A 17001-nucleotide genomic window follows, 5' to 3' on the forward strand; every position below is an offset into this window, starting at 1 on the left:
ATTACCGTTAAAAAGCATTAGCCCGTTGAATGCATAAATAAAGACGTACGGATTTATGACTCAGAAAATACAAATGGATTTAATGGATGGAGGAAAGTCAATTTTTATTTAAGAGGAGGGAAATAATCTTTATTCAAAATGGCGCGCGCGTTTAATTAATAAAATTTCGCTTAAGGCCAGCTTAAAATTGTGCCTGAATATACCGGCTGCGCCGTTGTTTAATGCCGCCGTTTTTGAAATAAATTAACGCTGCAACAAATGCGAACGAATTAATCATAAGTAAGGACTATTTTAAAAATTTTTTTATTTTTTTTGTTAACGCCGGGACGTTCTTCTCCATTCGTTCGGGCCGGGCGTTAAAAACCCGCATAGCGCTGGCTTCCCTGTCTCCGCCGCGACACAGCCTTGTCATTCGCCGCATTCACGCCGCGGGTCGGCATGGCTGACAAAGCAAAAGACATAATTTGGCTTAATGCAACACGCTGACTAAACCGGTTTTAAACAGCCTGCTCGTTACGGCGGATTTACGCCACTTCTCGCGCGAAATAACTGCTGAGTTAATCGACAGTCGTGTAAAAATGTCGTAAAAAAAAGGTACAAACCTGTAAAAATGCAGTTCATAACTTAACCACCTACTCCCTAACTCACGCTAAACCGCGTAATCTCGTGCTGATCGCTGACCGGATAACCTTTCCGGCGAAGGTGGATAATTACGTGAAGCAAAACAGGATATTAAATGGCGCAGTCTGAAAAACAGTCTCTTCCTGCAGGCATGCTGGCGGCAGCGGGGATCGTATTTGGTGATATCGGCACCAGCCCGCTCTATACCTTAAAAGAGTGTCTGTCTATTCTTCCCTCTGGGGCGGTGACCGAAGAGGCGGTCATGGGGTTTCTTTCTCTGATATTCTGGGGACTGACGCTGATTGTGACGGTGAAATACGTCATCTTTATCATGCGTGCAGATCATGATGGCGAAGGCGGAATACTGACGTTGATGTCCCTGGCCCGGCAAAATGTCGGCGCTCGGCTCAGCCGCATCATCGTACTGGCAGGCCTCACAGGAGGAGCCTTCTTTTACGGTGACGGCATTATCACCCCGGCAATCTCGGTGCTTTCCGCCGTTGAGGGGATTGAAGTCGTGGCCCCGGCGCTGGATCGCTTTATTGTGCCGCTGGCCATGGTCATACTGGCGGTACTCTTTGTGATTCAGAAGCACGGCACCGAGCGCGTCAGCCGCGTTTTTGGCCCGATCATGCTGGTGTGGTTTATTACCCTGGCGATACTCGGTGTGCGCGGCATCGCAATGAATCCGCACGTTTTACATGCGCTCAATCCGGCCTTTGCCCTGACCTTTTTGCTTCATCATGAAGCCCTGTCATTTGCCGCGCTCGGCATGGTGGTGCTGGCCGTCACCGGTGCTGAAGCCCTGTATGCGGATATGGGACATCTGGGCAAAACCCCCATCAGGCTGGCCTGGTTGATCATTGCCCTGCCCGCTCTGGTGCTGAACTATTTTGGTCAGGGCGCTCTGGTGCTTGCCGAACCCAGCGCGGTGCAAAATCCGTTTTATATTCTCGCGCCCGTCTGGGCACAGATCCCGCTGATTGTCCTGTCAACCCTGGCCACGGTCATTGCTGCCCAGTCAATCATCAGCGGCGTTTACACGCTGACGCATCAGGCCATTCGCCAGGGGTTTCTGCCGCCGATGCGAGTGATCTTTACGTCTGCTACGGAATCAGGACAAATCTACATCCCGGTCGTAAACTGGCTGCTGTTTGCGGCGGTAACTGTCGTCATCCTGGCTTTCCGCCAGTCCTCAGCGCTCTCATCCGCTTACGGTATCGTGGTGACGGGCACGATGGTGCTGACGGCCTGTCTGGCCGGTATTGTGGCCTTTAAAAACTGGAAGTGGCCATTGCCGGTGGCGTTGGTTTTTCTGCTCTGCATGCTGTTAATTGATGTGCCGCTGTTTGCCGCCAATCTGATGAAGCTCCTGTCTGGCGGCTGGGTGCCGGTGCTGCTGGCGATGACCATGCTGGTGCTGATGCTTATCTGGAGCAGTGAGCGTTCCCGGCTTATCCGCCGTCTCACTGACGATCCGGTGCGGCTGAAAGCGCTGATTAGCTCCCTGGAAGCCTCTCCGCCGATGCGGGTGGGGGGAACGGCTATCTTCCTGACGCGTAAAGAGTATGAAATTCCGCAGGCGCTGCTGCATAACCTGAAACATAACCGGGTACTGCATGAGCGCACTGTCTTACTGCATATCAAAACGGTCGATCTGCCCCGCATACACAATCAGCAGCGCATTGCGTTGCGCCAGATGTCCCCGTCGTTCTGGCAGGTGACGGCCACCTATGGCTGGCATGAGCGTCCGTCGATGCAGGATGTCCTGCATCTTTGTGGGCTGGAAGGCTTTGGCTGTACGTTAAATGAAGCGTCGTTTTTTACCTCGCACGACACGCTGGTGATGAAAAAGCGCCGCGGTCTGGCCCATGCCAAAGGCGTTATCTTCCACTTCTTCCAGCGCAATGCACTACGCGCGCATGAGCAGTTTAGAATCCCGGCTAACCGGGTGATCGAACTGGGCGGGCAAAAAGAGTTCTGATAAGGGCGTTTGCGGCAGAGCGCGTCACGGGCTCTGCCGTTTTCTTTTGTCAGGATGCCCGCGTGTTCCCCGCTCGCGTTCTGCACCCTTTCACCACCCGTCGTAACGGCCTTCTTCACGCGTCTCCTGGATCTCGTCAGGCTTTGCCAGGCAAAATGTATGCTCATACAGGCATAACGGGACAGCAGGCGCCGCTGTGGCGCAAGTACCGCCTGCCGCGTTATCCCGTCAATAGTGCCCGTTGAACTCAACGCTGACTTGCAGAACGGCCCTCATCAGCGCACCAAACGCAGGATGCTGAAGAAAAATCTGTAGGCTGCGGGATCCCGTCTGGTGTCTTTGACCTTAACCCGTCACAATACCAGCCGGGATCCCCTGTTTTACCTGTGCCACCAACGCTTCATCCCTGTCACCTCCCCAGAGGTTGCAGGATGAAAAAAGGAGCAAATCATGTCTGATGCGACATCGGCTCAGTGCCACTGTGGCGCTGTAGCGTTTAACGTAAAACTGCTGGATGGCCTGAACACGGCCCGGCGCTGTAACTGCTCTTTCTGCCGTATGCGCGGCGCGGTCGTGGTGTTTGCGCCCGTCTCGGGGCTTGAGGTGGTGAAAGGCAAAGAGACGCTAAGCGAGTACCGTTTTAATTCGGGTGAGGCAGTCCACTACTTCTGTTCCATTTGTGGCATCTACACGTTTCATCAAAGCCGGTCCAATCCTGAACAGTACGGCGTGAATGCCGCCTGTCTGACGGGCGTTTCGCCTTTCGATTTCGCCTCCGTGCCCGTCACCGATGGCAATAATCATCCCCGGGATGGCGGCAAAGGCGGCGTAGTCGGCCATCTTAACTATGTTGCAGTAAAACCCTGACATTGCAGTAAAACCCTGGCGCCGGGCACCAGAAGGCCATTAACCTCAGATCGCCTGGCGCACCCTTTCCAGCATCATCATTGCGTGGCTGAAAACCGCATCGGCGAGCGTCAGGGGATAATCATCGGGCAGGCTGTCCCGCACCTTAATAATCGCGGCAGGCAAGCCCGGAATAAAGGCCGCCAGTATCTGCCGCATCGCTGCCTGACTGAACCCCACGCTCCCCGCAAGGGCAAGAAAATGCGCGGGCCCAATCGCGTCAATGTGATGCTGTTTGCCCTCAGGGCCTGTCAGGCCCATCCCCAGCTGGAAATCCCGTCTGTCTGTTGTGCGCAGAGAAAGGCCCGGGCAGGCGGAAAGGAGATGCTTAAAAGGCGCGAGCCGGAAGCTGCCACCGCGAGCAATCAGCAGCGAAAGATGTTTAGCGTTGACGCGTGTGATGCCCGTCAGCCACTGAAATACCAGACAGCGCATCAGATCCTCACGGTCTTTCATGGCGGAGCTTGAGCCCATCAGCAAGGCCATGATGTCATCAATTCCCGGACCGCCCTGCTGCTCATCGCGGCCAGAGAGCGGCACGCCGAGCGCCTGACACACGTCTTCTTCGGGAAGATGATAAAGGTGTTGTCCGTCGTGACGCCAACGGCGATCGTATCGTTCTGTTCTCAATTTACGGATGCCGTTCTCATGAACTAACACGGCATCCGGCACCGGGATAGTCAGCTCCCGGGCCAGGGACAGACACAGATACGCATTATCGATATCGAACTGCTGTGCCTCATCGGCGGGGCTGAAGACGCTGTGCGTTGCCTGGTCCGGCGCGACGGGCTGCCGCTTTGCCGGCAGCAGACTGAGCGCCCCGGGTAATGTGTGTCCCACTTTCTGCAATGCTGCAAACACCTCACAGGATTTTATCGGGTGAGTCGGGTAAAAATCCTTTTCGATCAACGTGCTGGGATAGAGAAGGTTTTCGAAAAAGTGCACGACTTTCTCAGAATGCATCGCGGCGCGCTGTAAGGGCAACGAAAGCGAGAGAGGTCTGGCAAGCGGATGCTGAAGCCAGTTGGCGTCATACTGGAAATGCAGCGCGCCGTTGTGATGCAGCGTCAGCGTTCCCGTACGCTCGCCGTTTATCCAGGCAATGAGCTTTGCCATTACCAGGCATCCTCAGCCGGGGCTGAGGATGCGCTGTTTTCATGAAGCGACAGAGCAAGATCGAGCGCCTGTAAGATTTTGAACAACGTTGCCAGTGAGGTCGTATCCGGGGCATTTTCGAAGTGAGACAGGGTTGCCTGTTTCAGGCCCACTTTTTTCGCCAGTTCGACCTGGGTCCAGCCGTTTTGCTGCCGCAGTAGCCTGACCTGATTTGCCAACTGGCGGGGACTGTAAATCATGCGGTATGCTCCCTGATAAGTGAGGATTTATCCCCGTTAGAGGATATTATCAGACTTGCTGCTCTTTCGCCTGATAACTTAATTATCCCCGATAGCGGATATTTTGGAGGTACAATGACCAAATGTAACTTTCCTCTGGCCGTCACGCGGTCTTACACCGAGAACGATAAGCAGGATTTACTGGCCGGGCTGCGCGCCTATAACAACGCGTTCATCGATACTTCGACATGGGGGCCGCTGGCGGTATTTTGTCGTGATCCGCAGGGAAAATTGCTGGGCGGACTGATTGGTAGCCAAAAAGGGCACTGGCTTTGTATTGAGTTTCTCTGGGTGAGTGAATCCGTGCGCGGTTCAGGCCTTGGCCAGCAGCTGGTTCATGCAGCCGAACAGGATGCTGTCACGGCGGGTTGCCACAGTGCCCTGGTGGATACCTTTAGTTTCCAGGCACTTCCCTTCTACCAGAAGCAGGGTTATGCCCGACAGATGTCGTTAACGGATTTCCCTCAACCGGGCATGCAACGTCATTATCTGACGAAAGCGTTAAGCGCAGCGCGCTGATCTTCACGCTGCAAAAACGCAAGGGTTGCCCCTGCCCATCTCTCAATGGACAGGGTTAAGGCATCAGATGATATTGACCTTGCAGTCGCTTAACATGCGCCAGTGGCAAGGCAGAACACGCGTTTCGCCTCTTACCGTTACCGTGCTGACGCCATGAATATCGCGACAGGACGATCCGACCTGGAGCTCAAACTCGCCCGGCTCAACAATGCGCTTGCCATCGCGACGGGTAAAGTTGAGCATATCGACGGGGAGCGTAAAGCACAGCTCAGCCGTTTCACCCGGTTGTAACGTGACGCGCTGAAAAGCTTTGAGCTCCTGAAGCGGGCGCACCATGCTGGCGACCTTGTCGCGGATATAAAGCTGAACCACTTCACTGCCCTGCCGTTGGCCGCTATTGGTTAGCGTCATTCTGAGGCGGATTTCGCCGTCAATAGCGACGCTGTCCTGCTCGGACTGGAGCGTCCCCCAACTAAATGTTGTCCCGCTCAGACCGTAGCCAAACGGATAGCGTGCGCCAAAATGGAAGGCGATTGGCGTGCCGCCGCTTTTCAGTTTGTGGTTGTAATAGAACGGCATCGCACCGACGTTCTTCGGAACGCTCACCACCAGGCGGCCCTGCGGCTCTGCGCGGCCGGTGAGGATATCCGCTATCGCCCAGCCGCCCTCCTGTCCCGGCGCCCAGGCCAGCAGAAAGGCGGCGACCTTGTTCTCCAGGCCCTGCAGGTTATAAGGTCGCCCACCGGTCATGACCACGATCACCGGTTTTCCGGTGGCCACAAGGGCCTCCAGCAATAACTGCTGCACGCCTGGCAGATTCAGGCTGTCGGTATCAGAACCTTCTCCTACGGTGCCGCTCTGGAACAGGCCCGCCAGATCGCCTACGCAGGCAACAACGACATCGCTTTTTTGTGCCACGCGAACCGCCTCCGCAATCAGATGCGTATCCTGTGAAACAGGCGACTGCTGCACAGGTTTCGCCCCGCTGTCTCCGGGGAAAACGGGAGCGCCTGCCGCGCGTTTCTCAATAATATGGCAGCCTTTGGCATAGCTGACGTTTTGCTGCCCTAGCGTATGGCGCAGGGCGGCGAGCGGCGTCGTTACCTGCGAGGTTTCCTCCAGCATATCGCTAATGATCAGGTGAACAGGAAAACTGTAGCCACTCAGTAGCGCGAGTGGATCGTCTGCACAGGGGCCCACAACCGCAACGCGACTGGTTTTTTGCAGCGGCAGAATGCCGTTGTTTTCCAGTAGCGTGATCGACCGCGTGGCAACCTCCCGGGCGACCTGACGGGTTTCCTCGTCCTGCAGTGAAATCGTCTCTTCATTAATGTAGGGCTGCTCGAACAGGCCCAGACGAAACTTTTCGGTTAAGATGCGGCCAACAATTTCATCCACCTTCTCCATCGACAGCAGATTACGTGATACGGCGTCCGCCAGATGGCGAGCGCAGTCATCTTTGGGCAGTTCGACGTCCAGCCCGGCGTTAAAAGCCAGCGCGGCAGATTCTGCCGCATCCTGCGCCACGCCATGATGCTGATGAAGCAGGCTGACGCCGCCGTAGTCAGCGACGACAATGCCGTCGAATCCCCACTGCTCCCGCAAGACCTCCGTCAGTAAAAAACGATCGCTGTGACCGGGTTGATTATCGATGTCATGGTATGCCGGCATGACTGAACCCGCATTCGCCAGCTTGACCGCCATTTCAAACGGCAGTAAGAAGATATCGTTTAACTCGCTGAAACCCAGGTGTACCGGCGCGTGATTACGGGCGCCCTCACTGAATGAGTGGCCAACGTAGTGCTTCAGCGTGGCTAACAGATCGCGCGTGTCGCCCTGCAGGCCCTCGACGTAGGCGGTGGCCATAACGCCCACCAGCCAGGGATCTTCCCCGAAGGTTTCTTCCGTCCGGCCCCAGCGGACATCGCGGGACACATCCAGTACCGGCGCCAGCCCCTGCTTACAGCCAACAGAACGCGCCTCTGTGCCAATGCGCTGTGCCGCCCGCCTGATGAGTTCAGGATCCCAGGTCGATCCATAGTTGAGCGATGAGGGAAACAACGTGGCGCCTTTGCAGAGCAAACCGACCAGGCACTCTTCATGCAGCAGCGCCGGGATGCCCAGGCGTGAGCCTTCAGTCACGTCGCGCTGCAGGCGATTTGCCGCCCGGACGCCAGTCAGCGCGTCAACGATATGCGTTCCCAGCGGACGGGTAATCTGACCTATACCGCGGGTTAATCTTTCTTTCAGTGCTGTCTGGGCACTGACGCCAGTAAACTCATCGCTTAAATCTGTGCGTTCCTGGTGATTGCCCTCTTCATCCAGAATGAGCCAGTAAGCATGCATCTGCGCGAACTTTTCTTCCGCCGTCATGCGCGGCAGCAGATCCGCGACGCGTTCAGCGACCGGACGATGAGGATCCTTATAGATTGCAGTCATGTTTCACTCCTTTATGCAGATTTCAGATAGTCTTGCTGGCGTCCATTTTCTCTTCAGCGGCGCGCTTCGCGGCCAGCTCAAGGGCGATAGCATTCACCCGCGCGCTGTTCAGTTTGTAGAGAAAAAGCAGCAGCAACATGCAGGTAAACAGAACGCCGGGAATAATGTTGTGCATCAGGTTGATGGTGGTGATGACGCGAGGTGTTTGTGCGGCCACGCCGGGCTGGTAATGAACCAGTCCCAGAATCCAGCCCACGACAGCCCCGCCCATGGCAAGGCCAAATTTGATGGCAAACAGCGCCGTTGAAAATACGAGGCCGTCCAGTCGTCTTCCGCTGCGCTGTTCTTCAAAGTCCACCACATCCGAGAACATGTTCCATTGAATGGGCGTGGTCAGGTTCTGAACAAAACCAAAAACAATATTCACGGCAATGATCAGCCAGACCTGAGAAGGCGGAATAAAATAAATCGTGGTGACAAAAAAAACAAAACTGGCAAGGCAAATCTGATAAGTGCGCACGCGATCAAATTTTCCCAATAACCGCTCTGAAAAAAAGGCCCCGCACAATGCCGCTATCATGCCGGTAATTATAAAAGTGAATACGAGGTCAGGACGCAATAAAACGTAGTTCATGTAATAAATGGTGGAGGAGCCACGGGTTACCACCGCCGTGAGCAGCAGGATGTTAAAAATAACAATGATGCACCACTGGCTGTTTTTACTCAGCGCCTTGAGGTCGGACCACATCGAGTTTGCGCTGTCACTGCGGGGTAAATAACGTTCCCGGGTCATAAAGAAGCAGCAGTAGATTAAAACCACCCCTAAGAACCCCATGAAGCCCATGGCAAAAAGGTAGCCTTTTGCCTTGTCACCCTGACCTAACAGATCCACCAGCGGCAGCCCGATGACGGTCACCACCAGCCCGCCGATAAACGCGCAGGCAAACCGCCAGGATTGCAAAGAATGGCGTTCGCGGGGATCGAGCGTCAGTGCACCGGGCATGGCGCAGTAAGGGACGTTTACCGCAGAGTAAATAAAGCTGAGAATCGTGTAAGTGACACAGGCATAGACGATCTTCGCCGTGGGGCCGACATCCGGAACATAAAAGGTAATGAGACAACTGACGCCAAACGGAATCGCAAACCACATCAGCCAGGGCCGAAAACGACCGTGCTTGGTTCGGGTGCGATCGACCAGCGCGCCGATACAGGGATCGACAAAGGCATCGGCCAGACGAACCACCAAAAACATCGTCCCCATAATGGCGGCCGGTAACCCAAACACATCTGTGTAAAAGTAGGCGAGGAACAAGGTGGCGGTTTGCCACACCATTGAACTAGCGGCATCACCGATGCCGTAACCCATTTTATCTTTTGTCGTGAGCACAGAGGATACAGAGGATATAGTCATTGTTATGAGCCTTATAATTAGGTGAAAAACCTGTTCAGTCAGCTTTCCACGCGCTGCCTGTACAGGCAGGCCAGGCTCAAGTATTAGTAGTCTGGAGGAGTAGCAACAATTCCAGAAATTAACAGCCAATTTATGATATTTAGTTTTTTTGCGGGTTTGTGATGCAGTGCATATTGATAACTTATCGATCAATACATTTTTGACGAAATATTTTTGACACCAGGTGGGGTTACTTTGTTATAAGCCTGTAATGTTCTCATATAAAATCGCTATGGAATGGCGAATATGCACGCTTGAAATAGTACAGCCTTGTTACTATTTGTATTGTTTTCTGTTGCGTTATGGCAAATAATATCTCTTCAGGGAGAATTTTACCGCCCGAGATGCGTTATCCTGCCCACTGAACGACTGAGCAGCCCTATTTTCAGATGAATAAAATGTTATTTAGCTGAACGTCAGAGTGAAAAGTTAGTAAAATCAGTACAGGATAGCCGTGAGGGCTGCAGTAACTTTTAGAGGAAATGGAATGCTTGAACTGTTTGACGTCAGTTATGAAGAGCTGCAAACCACACGTTCAGAAGAACTTTATAAGCTCAGAAAAAAAACTTTTAGCGACCGCCTGGGATGGGAAGTCGTGTGCAGTCAGGGCATGGAGTCAGATGAGTTTGATGGCCCAGGAACGCGTTATATTCTGGGTATCTGCGAAGGGCAGTTAGTATGCAGTGTCCGCTTTACCTGTCTGGATCGCCCCAATATGATTACCCACACCTTTCGTCACTGTTTTGACGACGTTCCCCTGCCCGCTTACGGCACCGAGTCCAGCCGTTTTTTTGTTGATAAAGCCCGCGCGCGCGAACTGCTGGGTGAGCACTATCCTGTCAGCCAGGTACTGTTTTTGGCTATGGTTAACTGGGCGCAGAACAATGCTTATACGCATATCTACACGATAGTCAGCCGGGCAATGCTGAAAATACTGAAACGGTCCGGATGGCAAATCAGCGTGGTCAAAGAAGCTTTTCTGACGGAAAAAGAGCGTATTTATCTGCTGACGCTGCCAGCCGGGGAAACCGATAAACAGCAGTTGGGTGGGGATATTGTTGCACGTACGGGCTGCGCGCCCGTCGCCGTAACTACCTGGCCGCTGACGCTGCCGGTCTGATAAGATCTAACTCAACACCCAGTCTGATAGCCTGTCGGGCGTTACTGACGCCCAGTTTAACCACCACATTTTTGATGTGAAATTTTACAGTGCTGACAGAAATACCGGTAATGGCGGCAATCTCAGAGTAGGTTTTCCCCATACTCGCCCAGTACAACACTTCATTCTCACGCGAAGAAAAGATGGTTTTATCGGCGTTTTGATTCACCGTCGGTGCTCTTTCCGCTTCTGCGCCAGCCAGTCGATACATCTGCTCATTAAAATCGATCAGTAACATCTGCATCGTGCCCTGCTCTGAGGCAAGACGCTGTTCCAGTGCGGCCTGGTCGTTGCCTTTAATGATGACCGATAGCAACGCCAGGTTGTTCATATGGTCGTGGAGCACGTAGGTAAAGCCATTAACGATGTTGTATTGCTTCGATAATGAGAAAATTTTAGTAAACCGGAGATCGGACATCAAAGTGATGTTCTCGTCCCAGGCAAAGGGTGAGGTGCGTTTAAAGGCGGTAAGGATAACCGGATCGGTTAACTGAAAGTTATTGGCGCGGTATAACCTAACCCATTCGTCAGGATAACTGGAAATAATCAGAACATTTGAAGGATTTTTTTTGCTCACAACAGTGTAAGCGTACTCAGGACTGCCAAACGAAGATAACTTTCTCTGTATGTAAGTCTGAAGCGTATCCGTTATTGTTTGATTTTCAAGAAAAAAAGAAAACATTCAGGCTCCATGCTGCTTCTTTTACTTAACGATGACATAACCTGCACTTTAGTACAGGTAAGATAATACTTAAGAATAACTTACAATGATTCAGCCAGAGGTTACAATGGGTTCAGTTGTTTAGCGGTAAAAAAAAACCTGACCTGCAAGGCCAGGTCGCTGAAACAGCCAACACCAGGGAAAAACTTTCCGGCCAGACTTCACAAACTATAAAGTGATGCTGGCCGGGACACTCAGAGTAACATCTCAGAAACATTTGTACAAACATTTACCTTCGCTTTCCCACACCTGATTGTCCGCCTTTATCATATGCAATGATCTCCCCTCTTCTTTCATGCCATAAGCGCCTTTTATTCAATGCGTTAGCCTTCACCTGCGCGTGTCGCCAGGAAAGAGGATGCGCTCTTTTTGGCCTGATGACGCTCACCCTGAAGGAAAAATCAACATATTCTGCTACTTCCGCTGCGCTTATCTGCAATATCGTCGGTAAACCCTCGCCATAAAGCCTGTTTTCATCTGCCAGTACGGATTAAATAAGCATTTGAATGTGACAAATATCACATCTGTGCCAGGCTTAAACTCTCTGACCACCCTGTTCAAGGAGTTCACTATGACGACGTCAAATAACCACATTCAAGACCCGGATCGCTTTCCGAAGCCGCCGTTCAGGCAGCAGCCGCAGCAGGCACCCGGATTAGCCAGTGAAATGGATCCTGCTCCCGATCATGGTGAAAAAAGCTATCGTGGACATGGTCGCCTTACCGGCCGTAAAGCGTTGATCACCGGCGGCGACTCAGGTATTGGCCGTGCGGTTGCAATCGCCTATGCGCGTGAAGGTGCAGATGTGGCCATTAACTATCTGCCGGAAGAAGAGTCCGATGCGGTTGAAGTGATTAAACTGATTAAAGCCGAAGGGCGCAAAGCTGTGGCCATCCCCGGCGATCTGCGTTCTGAAACCTTTTGCCAGACGCTGGTTAACGAAGCGGCCGAGAAGCTGGGCGGGCTGGATATTCTTGTCAATAACGCCGGACGTCAGCAGTTTAATGAATCCATCCGTACGCTGAGTACAGAAGATTTCGATGCCACCTTTAAAACCAATGTCTATGCGCCATTCTGGGTAACGAAAGCCGCGCTGGCGTATTTGCCGCGCGGGGCCTGTATCATTAACACCTCTTCCGTGCAGGCCTTTAAACCCAGCGATATCCTGCTGGACTACGCGCAGACTAAAGCCTGCAACGTCGCCTTTACCAAAGCACTGGCTAAACAGCTCGGCCCGGAAGGGATTCGCGTGAACGCGGTCGCACCGGGTCCGTACTGGACGCCACTGCAGCCGAGCGGCGGTCAGCCGCAGGAGAAAGTGGAACAGTTTGGCGCAGACGCGCCGCTGGGACGCCCCGGCCAACCCGTAGAGATCGCCCCACTCTACGTCACCCTTGCGTCGGACGAGTGCAGCTTTGCCTCCGGGCAGGTATGGTGCTCTGACGGGGGAACCGGAACCTTGTAAGCGTTTTTAATACGCCATGGCCGCACTGCGCGGCCATTTTTTTGCCTGCTTTTCGGCATTACTGTAACGCGTCGAGAATCGCCACGGCCGCCTTAATGCGTTCCGGATTGGGATAGTTTTTATTCGCCAGCATAACGATGCCGCTGTTGAGCTGAGGGACAAAGGCAATGTAGGCCCCAAACCCGTTTGTGGAGCCGGTTTTGTGGATCCAGCTGGCGCGGTCCGCGGCTTTTACCGGGTTCACCAGCGTGGCAGGCTGAGCCTCCAGCGCGGTTTTCGTGTCGCTGGCGTCGATGAGCGTTTGCTCCTTCACCGGCCATGGATAGATTTCCCATCCCAGCCCCTGAGAAAGTTGACCTGCCGTTAAATAGTGCGACTGTGCGGTGAGTATGCCGTTGCGTAAAACCGTATTGCCGGACGATAACCCGTTGGGATTCGCATTGGCCTGCATAAAGGTCATCATGTCGCGCGCGGTGGACTTCACTCCATAGGTTTCTGCCGACAGCATTCCGGGAGAGACGCGCACGGGCTGGCCGTCTTTATAGCCCCACGCATAGTCGAACATCATGGACGCCGGAACGGTATAAAAAGTGCGCGTGAGCCGCAACGGTGTAAAGACGTTCTTCTGCATGGCTTCTTCAAACTCGCCCTTTACCATGAGATAACCCAGCAGGCCGAGACTGACATTGGAATATTGCCGCTGAATGCCCGGCGCGACACCGGGCTGCCACTGCTGCGCGTAACGGAGTAAGGAATCCTGATCGACCACGCTGGCAGGAAGCTGTAACGGCATGCCACCTGCGCTGTAGGTGGCGAGGTGCACCATCCTGATCGCCTGCCACTGCGGGCCTTTTAGCGCGGGCCAGTACTTTTGTACCGGATCGTTCAGGCGAAGTTCGCTGTTACGTATCATCACGCCAGCCAGTACGCCGGTAAAGGTTTTGCTGACGGAACCGAGTTCGAACAGCGTATTTTCCGTCACCCGTCGATCGGTTGCGGTATCCGCTACGCCAAAGTTCAGGTACTGCGGGCGGCCTTTATACAGGACCGCGACGGACATGCCAGGAATCCCCTGCTCCGCCATTAATGGCGTAATCACGTCCTTAACCCGCGAGGCAATCTCCTGTGAGGATAAATCCGTCGCGCTGCTGCTGGCGCTAAGGGCGACGAGTAATGCAGTAAAATATATTTTCATCAGCACTCATTCAGGTGACAGTTTATCAGTTTGCGCGTAAGACTTCGCCCAATCGGGCGGAGATATAAGCGCGCGACCATGATCGCGACATTAACGCAGCCCGTAATAGAAAAGCTGCCGGGCTGGCAGTGTTAGCTCACGGAGAGCCTGTAAATCCTAAATTGCTTAACGCGGTTCAGGTTCGGCTCGGTGAAGTGGGAATCCTCGCCCAGGGCGGGGAGCCGTCAATGACACTGAGCAGCGCATGATTGCACGCAAAGCTGCGCCTGGGTACTACAGGCACCGGAATTACGCGTATTACAATGAGATTGCTCAACATAACAGCGAGTCTGACAGCTGGAGAGATCACATTTTGCGGCGATGAGCATCAGTTGAGGAAGCGGCGCGCGCGCCGGAAAGCTGTGTGCGGGTTGTGCCAGTGCGCTGCTGGCCATCAGGCAGGACAGCAGCAAAGCAAAAAGACATTTCATAACCGATCTCCAGAGATACGCGTCAGTTAAGTATGGTAACTCTGACGCGTAACGTCTGATAAATCTTGTTAAATTGAGAGCGCGGGCGGATGTTCAACACATTCCACAACGCCGCGACGATAAATATCGTTAAGTCGGACGCCGTACTGACGCGGGTCATGCTGCTGTTTAATGCGTAAAATTGACCCTTCTCCCTTTTCCGTCAGGCAGGCCGGGTGTGCCAGAATGTCCAGCAGGGTCGATTTTATGCCGTCGATCAGCGCCCGGCGCAGGCGATCTTTATCGGCTTCGCTGTTGACCTGATATTCACGATCGTCATTCAGCTCGCCGCCGATCGTCCAGCCTGCACTGGCCGGGTTGATTTCCGGCAGAGCACGCACATTACTGGTTAACACCGGACAGCCGCTCGCCTGCATCTCCAGCACGGAAAACCCGTAGGTTTCCTGCCAGGTCGGTAACAAACCGAGGTCACTGTTCTGGAACAGTTTCAGGAGTGCCGAGTTTGCCATCTGCGCATGATGGGTGACGAAGCTCAGGCGGGAGATACGATCCTGGATATTTCGGTAAAAAGCCTCGTCGTCCTGGAATTTACGGTGTGCCACGTTATGACGCTTAGTCAAATCGCCGATAAGCTGCACGTCAAGCTGGGATGCATCGATCTGACCCGCTTCGACAAGCTCACTCAGCGCCAGCACAATTTCGGCCCCGCCCTTGCGATAAAACTCATTGCCGACAAAGACCAGACGGATTTTGTCGCTGTGACGTGCGCTTTTCTGCGGGGTAAACAGCGTTTGTGGCGGATGCATCACCAGCGTTTTAGCCCGAATTTTTGCCGCCACATCCGGTTTAAACAGCTTCATCTGGATGTGCAGCGTCGCCTCTGAAATAGCAATCAGACCGAAACAGTTATCTTTGAGCAAATAAGGGATCAGCTGTTTCAGCTCTGGATTGTCGTGTTTGGCCACGCCTGCTACCGGCAGAACGCGCGGCAGCTCGGTTTCAAACGTCGCGACCCAGTTCATTTGCGTTATTGCCACTTCATTGAACAGATGGAGAATGTCGGGCTTCTGCCCCATTGCAAACGGGACAGGTAAGAAGACGAAACGTTTATTTTTTTTCAGTAAACGCGTACGCAGCGGATTGAGGAAATAGAAAACGTTACGTTTTTTCAGGTTAATGTAGTCGTTTTCCGGATTGACCAAAATATTGCGCTGCTCCGGATAGTGATTATTACTTATGCCGATTTTCATGAAGGGTTCCGAAGTCGTAGTGAGTGCGAACGTGATCTATATCACGCTGAATATGAAACAGATCATAGGTAACATCTTAAAAACATGTGATTACTGTGGTTTACAGATTTCTCTGCACCCGACAGGTGCAGCCTGTTGCACAGCGACCGTGCATCTGCGCCATTTTCACCCTTCATGCCCCCCATTCAGACGCGCACTCCGCGCGTCGCGCTTCTGGTACAAAAGTTGCAAATAACTGATATGTGCACAGGAGATAACATATGAAAGCGATCGTCATTGGTGGCGGGATGGGTGGCATGACCGCCGCGCTGGCTCTGGAACAGGCAGGTTTCGACACTGAGGTTTTTGAGGCGGTCAAAACGATACGTCCCGTTGGTGCGGCCATTTCCGTCTGGCCTAACGGGGTGAAATGCCTTAATGCATTGGGACTGAAAGAAAAAGTGCGCGCCCTGGGCGGCAACATGGCCTATATGGCCTATAAAGAGGCCTTTTCGGGTGAAACCCTCACCCGTTTCAGCCTTTCCCCCCTGGTGCAGCAGGTGGGCGAGTTTCCCTATCCCATTGCCCGCGCCGAGCTTCAGGCCATGCTGCTGGATGCTTACGGCCGCCATCGGGTGAATTTTGGCAAGCGTATCGTGCAGGTGGAGCAATATGCCAGCGGCGTGATCGCGACCTTCGAAGATAACAGTCAGGCCCAGGGTGACTTTCTGGTTGCGGCCGATGGAACGCATTCGGTTATTCGTGATTACGTACTGGGGGAAAAACTGCCCCGTCGCTACGCAGGCTATGTGAACTGGAACGGCCTGGTTAGCGTTGATGAGTCCATCGCGCCTGCCGATCAATGGACCACCTTTGTGGGCGAGGGTAAACGCGTCTCTCTCATGCCGGTCAGCGGCAACCGCTTCTACTTCTTTTTCGATGTGCCGCTGCCCGCCGGGCTGGAGCAGGATCGATCAACGATGCGGCACGATTTGCAGCACTACTTCAGCGGCTGGTCTGAACCGGTTCAGAAGCTCATCGCGGCAATTGATGTGGAAACCACTAACCGCGTGGAGATTCACGACATCGAGCCTTTTCACCGCTTTGTAAAAGGCCGGGTGGTCTTACTGGGCGACGCAGCACACAGCACCACGCCGGATATTGGTCAGGGCGGTTGCGCGGCAATGGAAGACGGGATTGTACTGGCCTCGGCATTGTCTGCACATTCGCTTGGCATTGAGGATGCGCTGTTACGTTACCAGATGCGCCGCGTTGAACGCGTTAAGGATCTGGTGTTGAAAGCGCGTAAACGCTGCGACATCACGCATGCTAAAGATCCCCATCTGACATCGGCATGGTATCAGTCGCTGAAAACGGAAACGGGTGAACGGGTGCTGGCGGGACTGTGCGAAACCATTGAAGGTGGACCGCTGGGATAGTCAAAAAGGG

At 53.5% G+C, this 17001-nt stretch carries 13 protein-coding genes; 6 read left to right on the forward strand and 7 right to left on the reverse strand.

The features are described 5' to 3' along the window. The first annotated feature begins 736 nt into the window (after positions 1-736). Together kup and NYE92_RS03765 are read left to right on the forward strand one after the other, a co-directional pair. The gene (gene kup / locus NYE92_RS03760) at positions 737-2605 is read left to right on the forward strand and encodes a low affinity potassium transporter Kup (protein ID WP_259018548.1); all 1869 of its coding nucleotides are present in this window, start codon (positions 737-739) and stop codon (positions 2603-2605) included. Between the two features lie 450 nt (positions 2606-3055). Next, on the forward strand, positions 3056-3472 hold the full coding sequence (locus NYE92_RS03765) for a GFA family protein (protein WP_014605803.1): 417 nt from the start codon (positions 3056-3058) through the stop codon (positions 3470-3472). A gap of 45 nt (positions 3473-3517) precedes the next feature. Here NYE92_RS03765 and NYE92_RS03770 read toward each other — a convergent pair whose 3' ends face one another. Beyond that, complete coding sequence (locus NYE92_RS03770) at positions 3518-4627, reverse strand: HipA domain-containing protein (RefSeq protein ID WP_064373812.1); 1110 nt, start codon at positions 4625-4627, stop codon at positions 3518-3520. Continuing rightward, positions 4627-4866, reverse strand: a complete 240-nt coding sequence (gene hipB / locus NYE92_RS03775; RefSeq protein ID WP_013025828.1) for a type II toxin-antitoxin system antitoxin HipB — start codon at positions 4864-4866, stop codon at positions 4627-4629. Before hipB ends, NYE92_RS03770 begins: the two co-directional genes overlap by 1 nt. A gap of 114 nt (positions 4867-4980) precedes the next feature. On the opposite strand from hipB, the gene NYE92_RS03780 reads away from it, so the two are divergent. Then, positions 4981-5424, forward strand: coding sequence for a GNAT family N-acetyltransferase (locus tag NYE92_RS03780; protein WP_013025829.1), 444 nt, complete (start codon positions 4981-4983; stop codon positions 5422-5424). A gap of 63 nt (positions 5425-5487) precedes the next feature. Here the strand turns inward: NYE92_RS03780 and NYE92_RS03785 are convergent, their stop codons facing one another. Next, on the reverse strand, positions 5488-7863 hold the full coding sequence (locus tag NYE92_RS03785; protein ID WP_259018553.1) for a glycoside hydrolase family 3 N-terminal domain-containing protein: 2376 nt from the start codon (positions 7861-7863) through the stop codon (positions 5488-5490). A 22-nt stretch (positions 7864-7885) separates the two neighbouring features. Continuing rightward, complete coding sequence (locus NYE92_RS03790; protein WP_014605798.1) at positions 7886-9274, reverse strand: MFS transporter; 1389 nt, start codon at positions 9272-9274, stop codon at positions 7886-7888. A 526-nt stretch (positions 9275-9800) separates the two neighbouring features. On the opposite strand from NYE92_RS03790, the gene NYE92_RS03795 reads away from it, so the two are divergent. Beyond that, complete coding sequence (locus NYE92_RS03795) at positions 9801-10433, forward strand: acyl-homoserine-lactone synthase (RefSeq protein ID WP_019105188.1); 633 nt, start codon at positions 9801-9803, stop codon at positions 10431-10433. On the opposite strand, the gene NYE92_RS03800 is transcribed toward NYE92_RS03795, so the two are convergent. Further along, positions 10405-11154, reverse strand: a complete 750-nt coding sequence (locus tag NYE92_RS03800) for a LuxR family transcriptional regulator (RefSeq protein WP_013025833.1) — start codon at positions 11152-11154, stop codon at positions 10405-10407. The two genes, NYE92_RS03795 and NYE92_RS03800, sit on opposite strands and share 29 nt — an antisense overlap. Before the next feature lie 610 nt (positions 11155-11764). Between NYE92_RS03800 and NYE92_RS03805 the strand changes: the two genes are divergently transcribed. Further along, complete coding sequence (locus NYE92_RS03805) at positions 11765-12658, forward strand: SDR family oxidoreductase (protein ID WP_064373816.1); 894 nt, start codon at positions 11765-11767, stop codon at positions 12656-12658. Positions 12659-12716: 58 nt separating this feature from the next. Here NYE92_RS03805 and ampC read toward each other — a convergent pair whose 3' ends face one another. Together ampC and NYE92_RS03815 are read right to left on the reverse strand one after the other, a co-directional pair. Continuing rightward, positions 12717-13859 carry a class C beta-lactamase gene (ampC, locus tag NYE92_RS03810; RefSeq protein ID WP_013025835.1) on the reverse strand — a complete coding sequence of 381 codons (1143 nt, stop codon included), beginning with the start codon at positions 13857-13859 and terminating at the stop codon, positions 12717-12719. Between the two features lie 532 nt (positions 13860-14391). Beyond that, positions 14392-15573 (reverse strand): glycosyltransferase, encoded by a 1182-nt coding sequence (locus NYE92_RS03815; protein WP_105080250.1) that lies wholly within the window; start codon positions 15571-15573, stop codon positions 14392-14394. 260 nt (positions 15574-15833) lie between these two features. Between NYE92_RS03815 and hpxO the strand changes: the two genes are divergently transcribed. Beyond that, positions 15834-16991, forward strand: a complete 1158-nt coding sequence (hpxO, locus tag NYE92_RS03820; RefSeq protein WP_013025837.1) for an FAD-dependent urate hydroxylase HpxO — start codon at positions 15834-15836, stop codon at positions 16989-16991. Positions 16992-17001: the final 10 nt, after the last annotated feature.

The sequence above is a fragment of the Pantoea sp. B566 genome, from assembly GCF_024793925.1.
GTDB lineage: Bacteria > Pseudomonadota > Gammaproteobacteria > Enterobacterales > Enterobacteriaceae > Pantoea > Pantoea ananatis.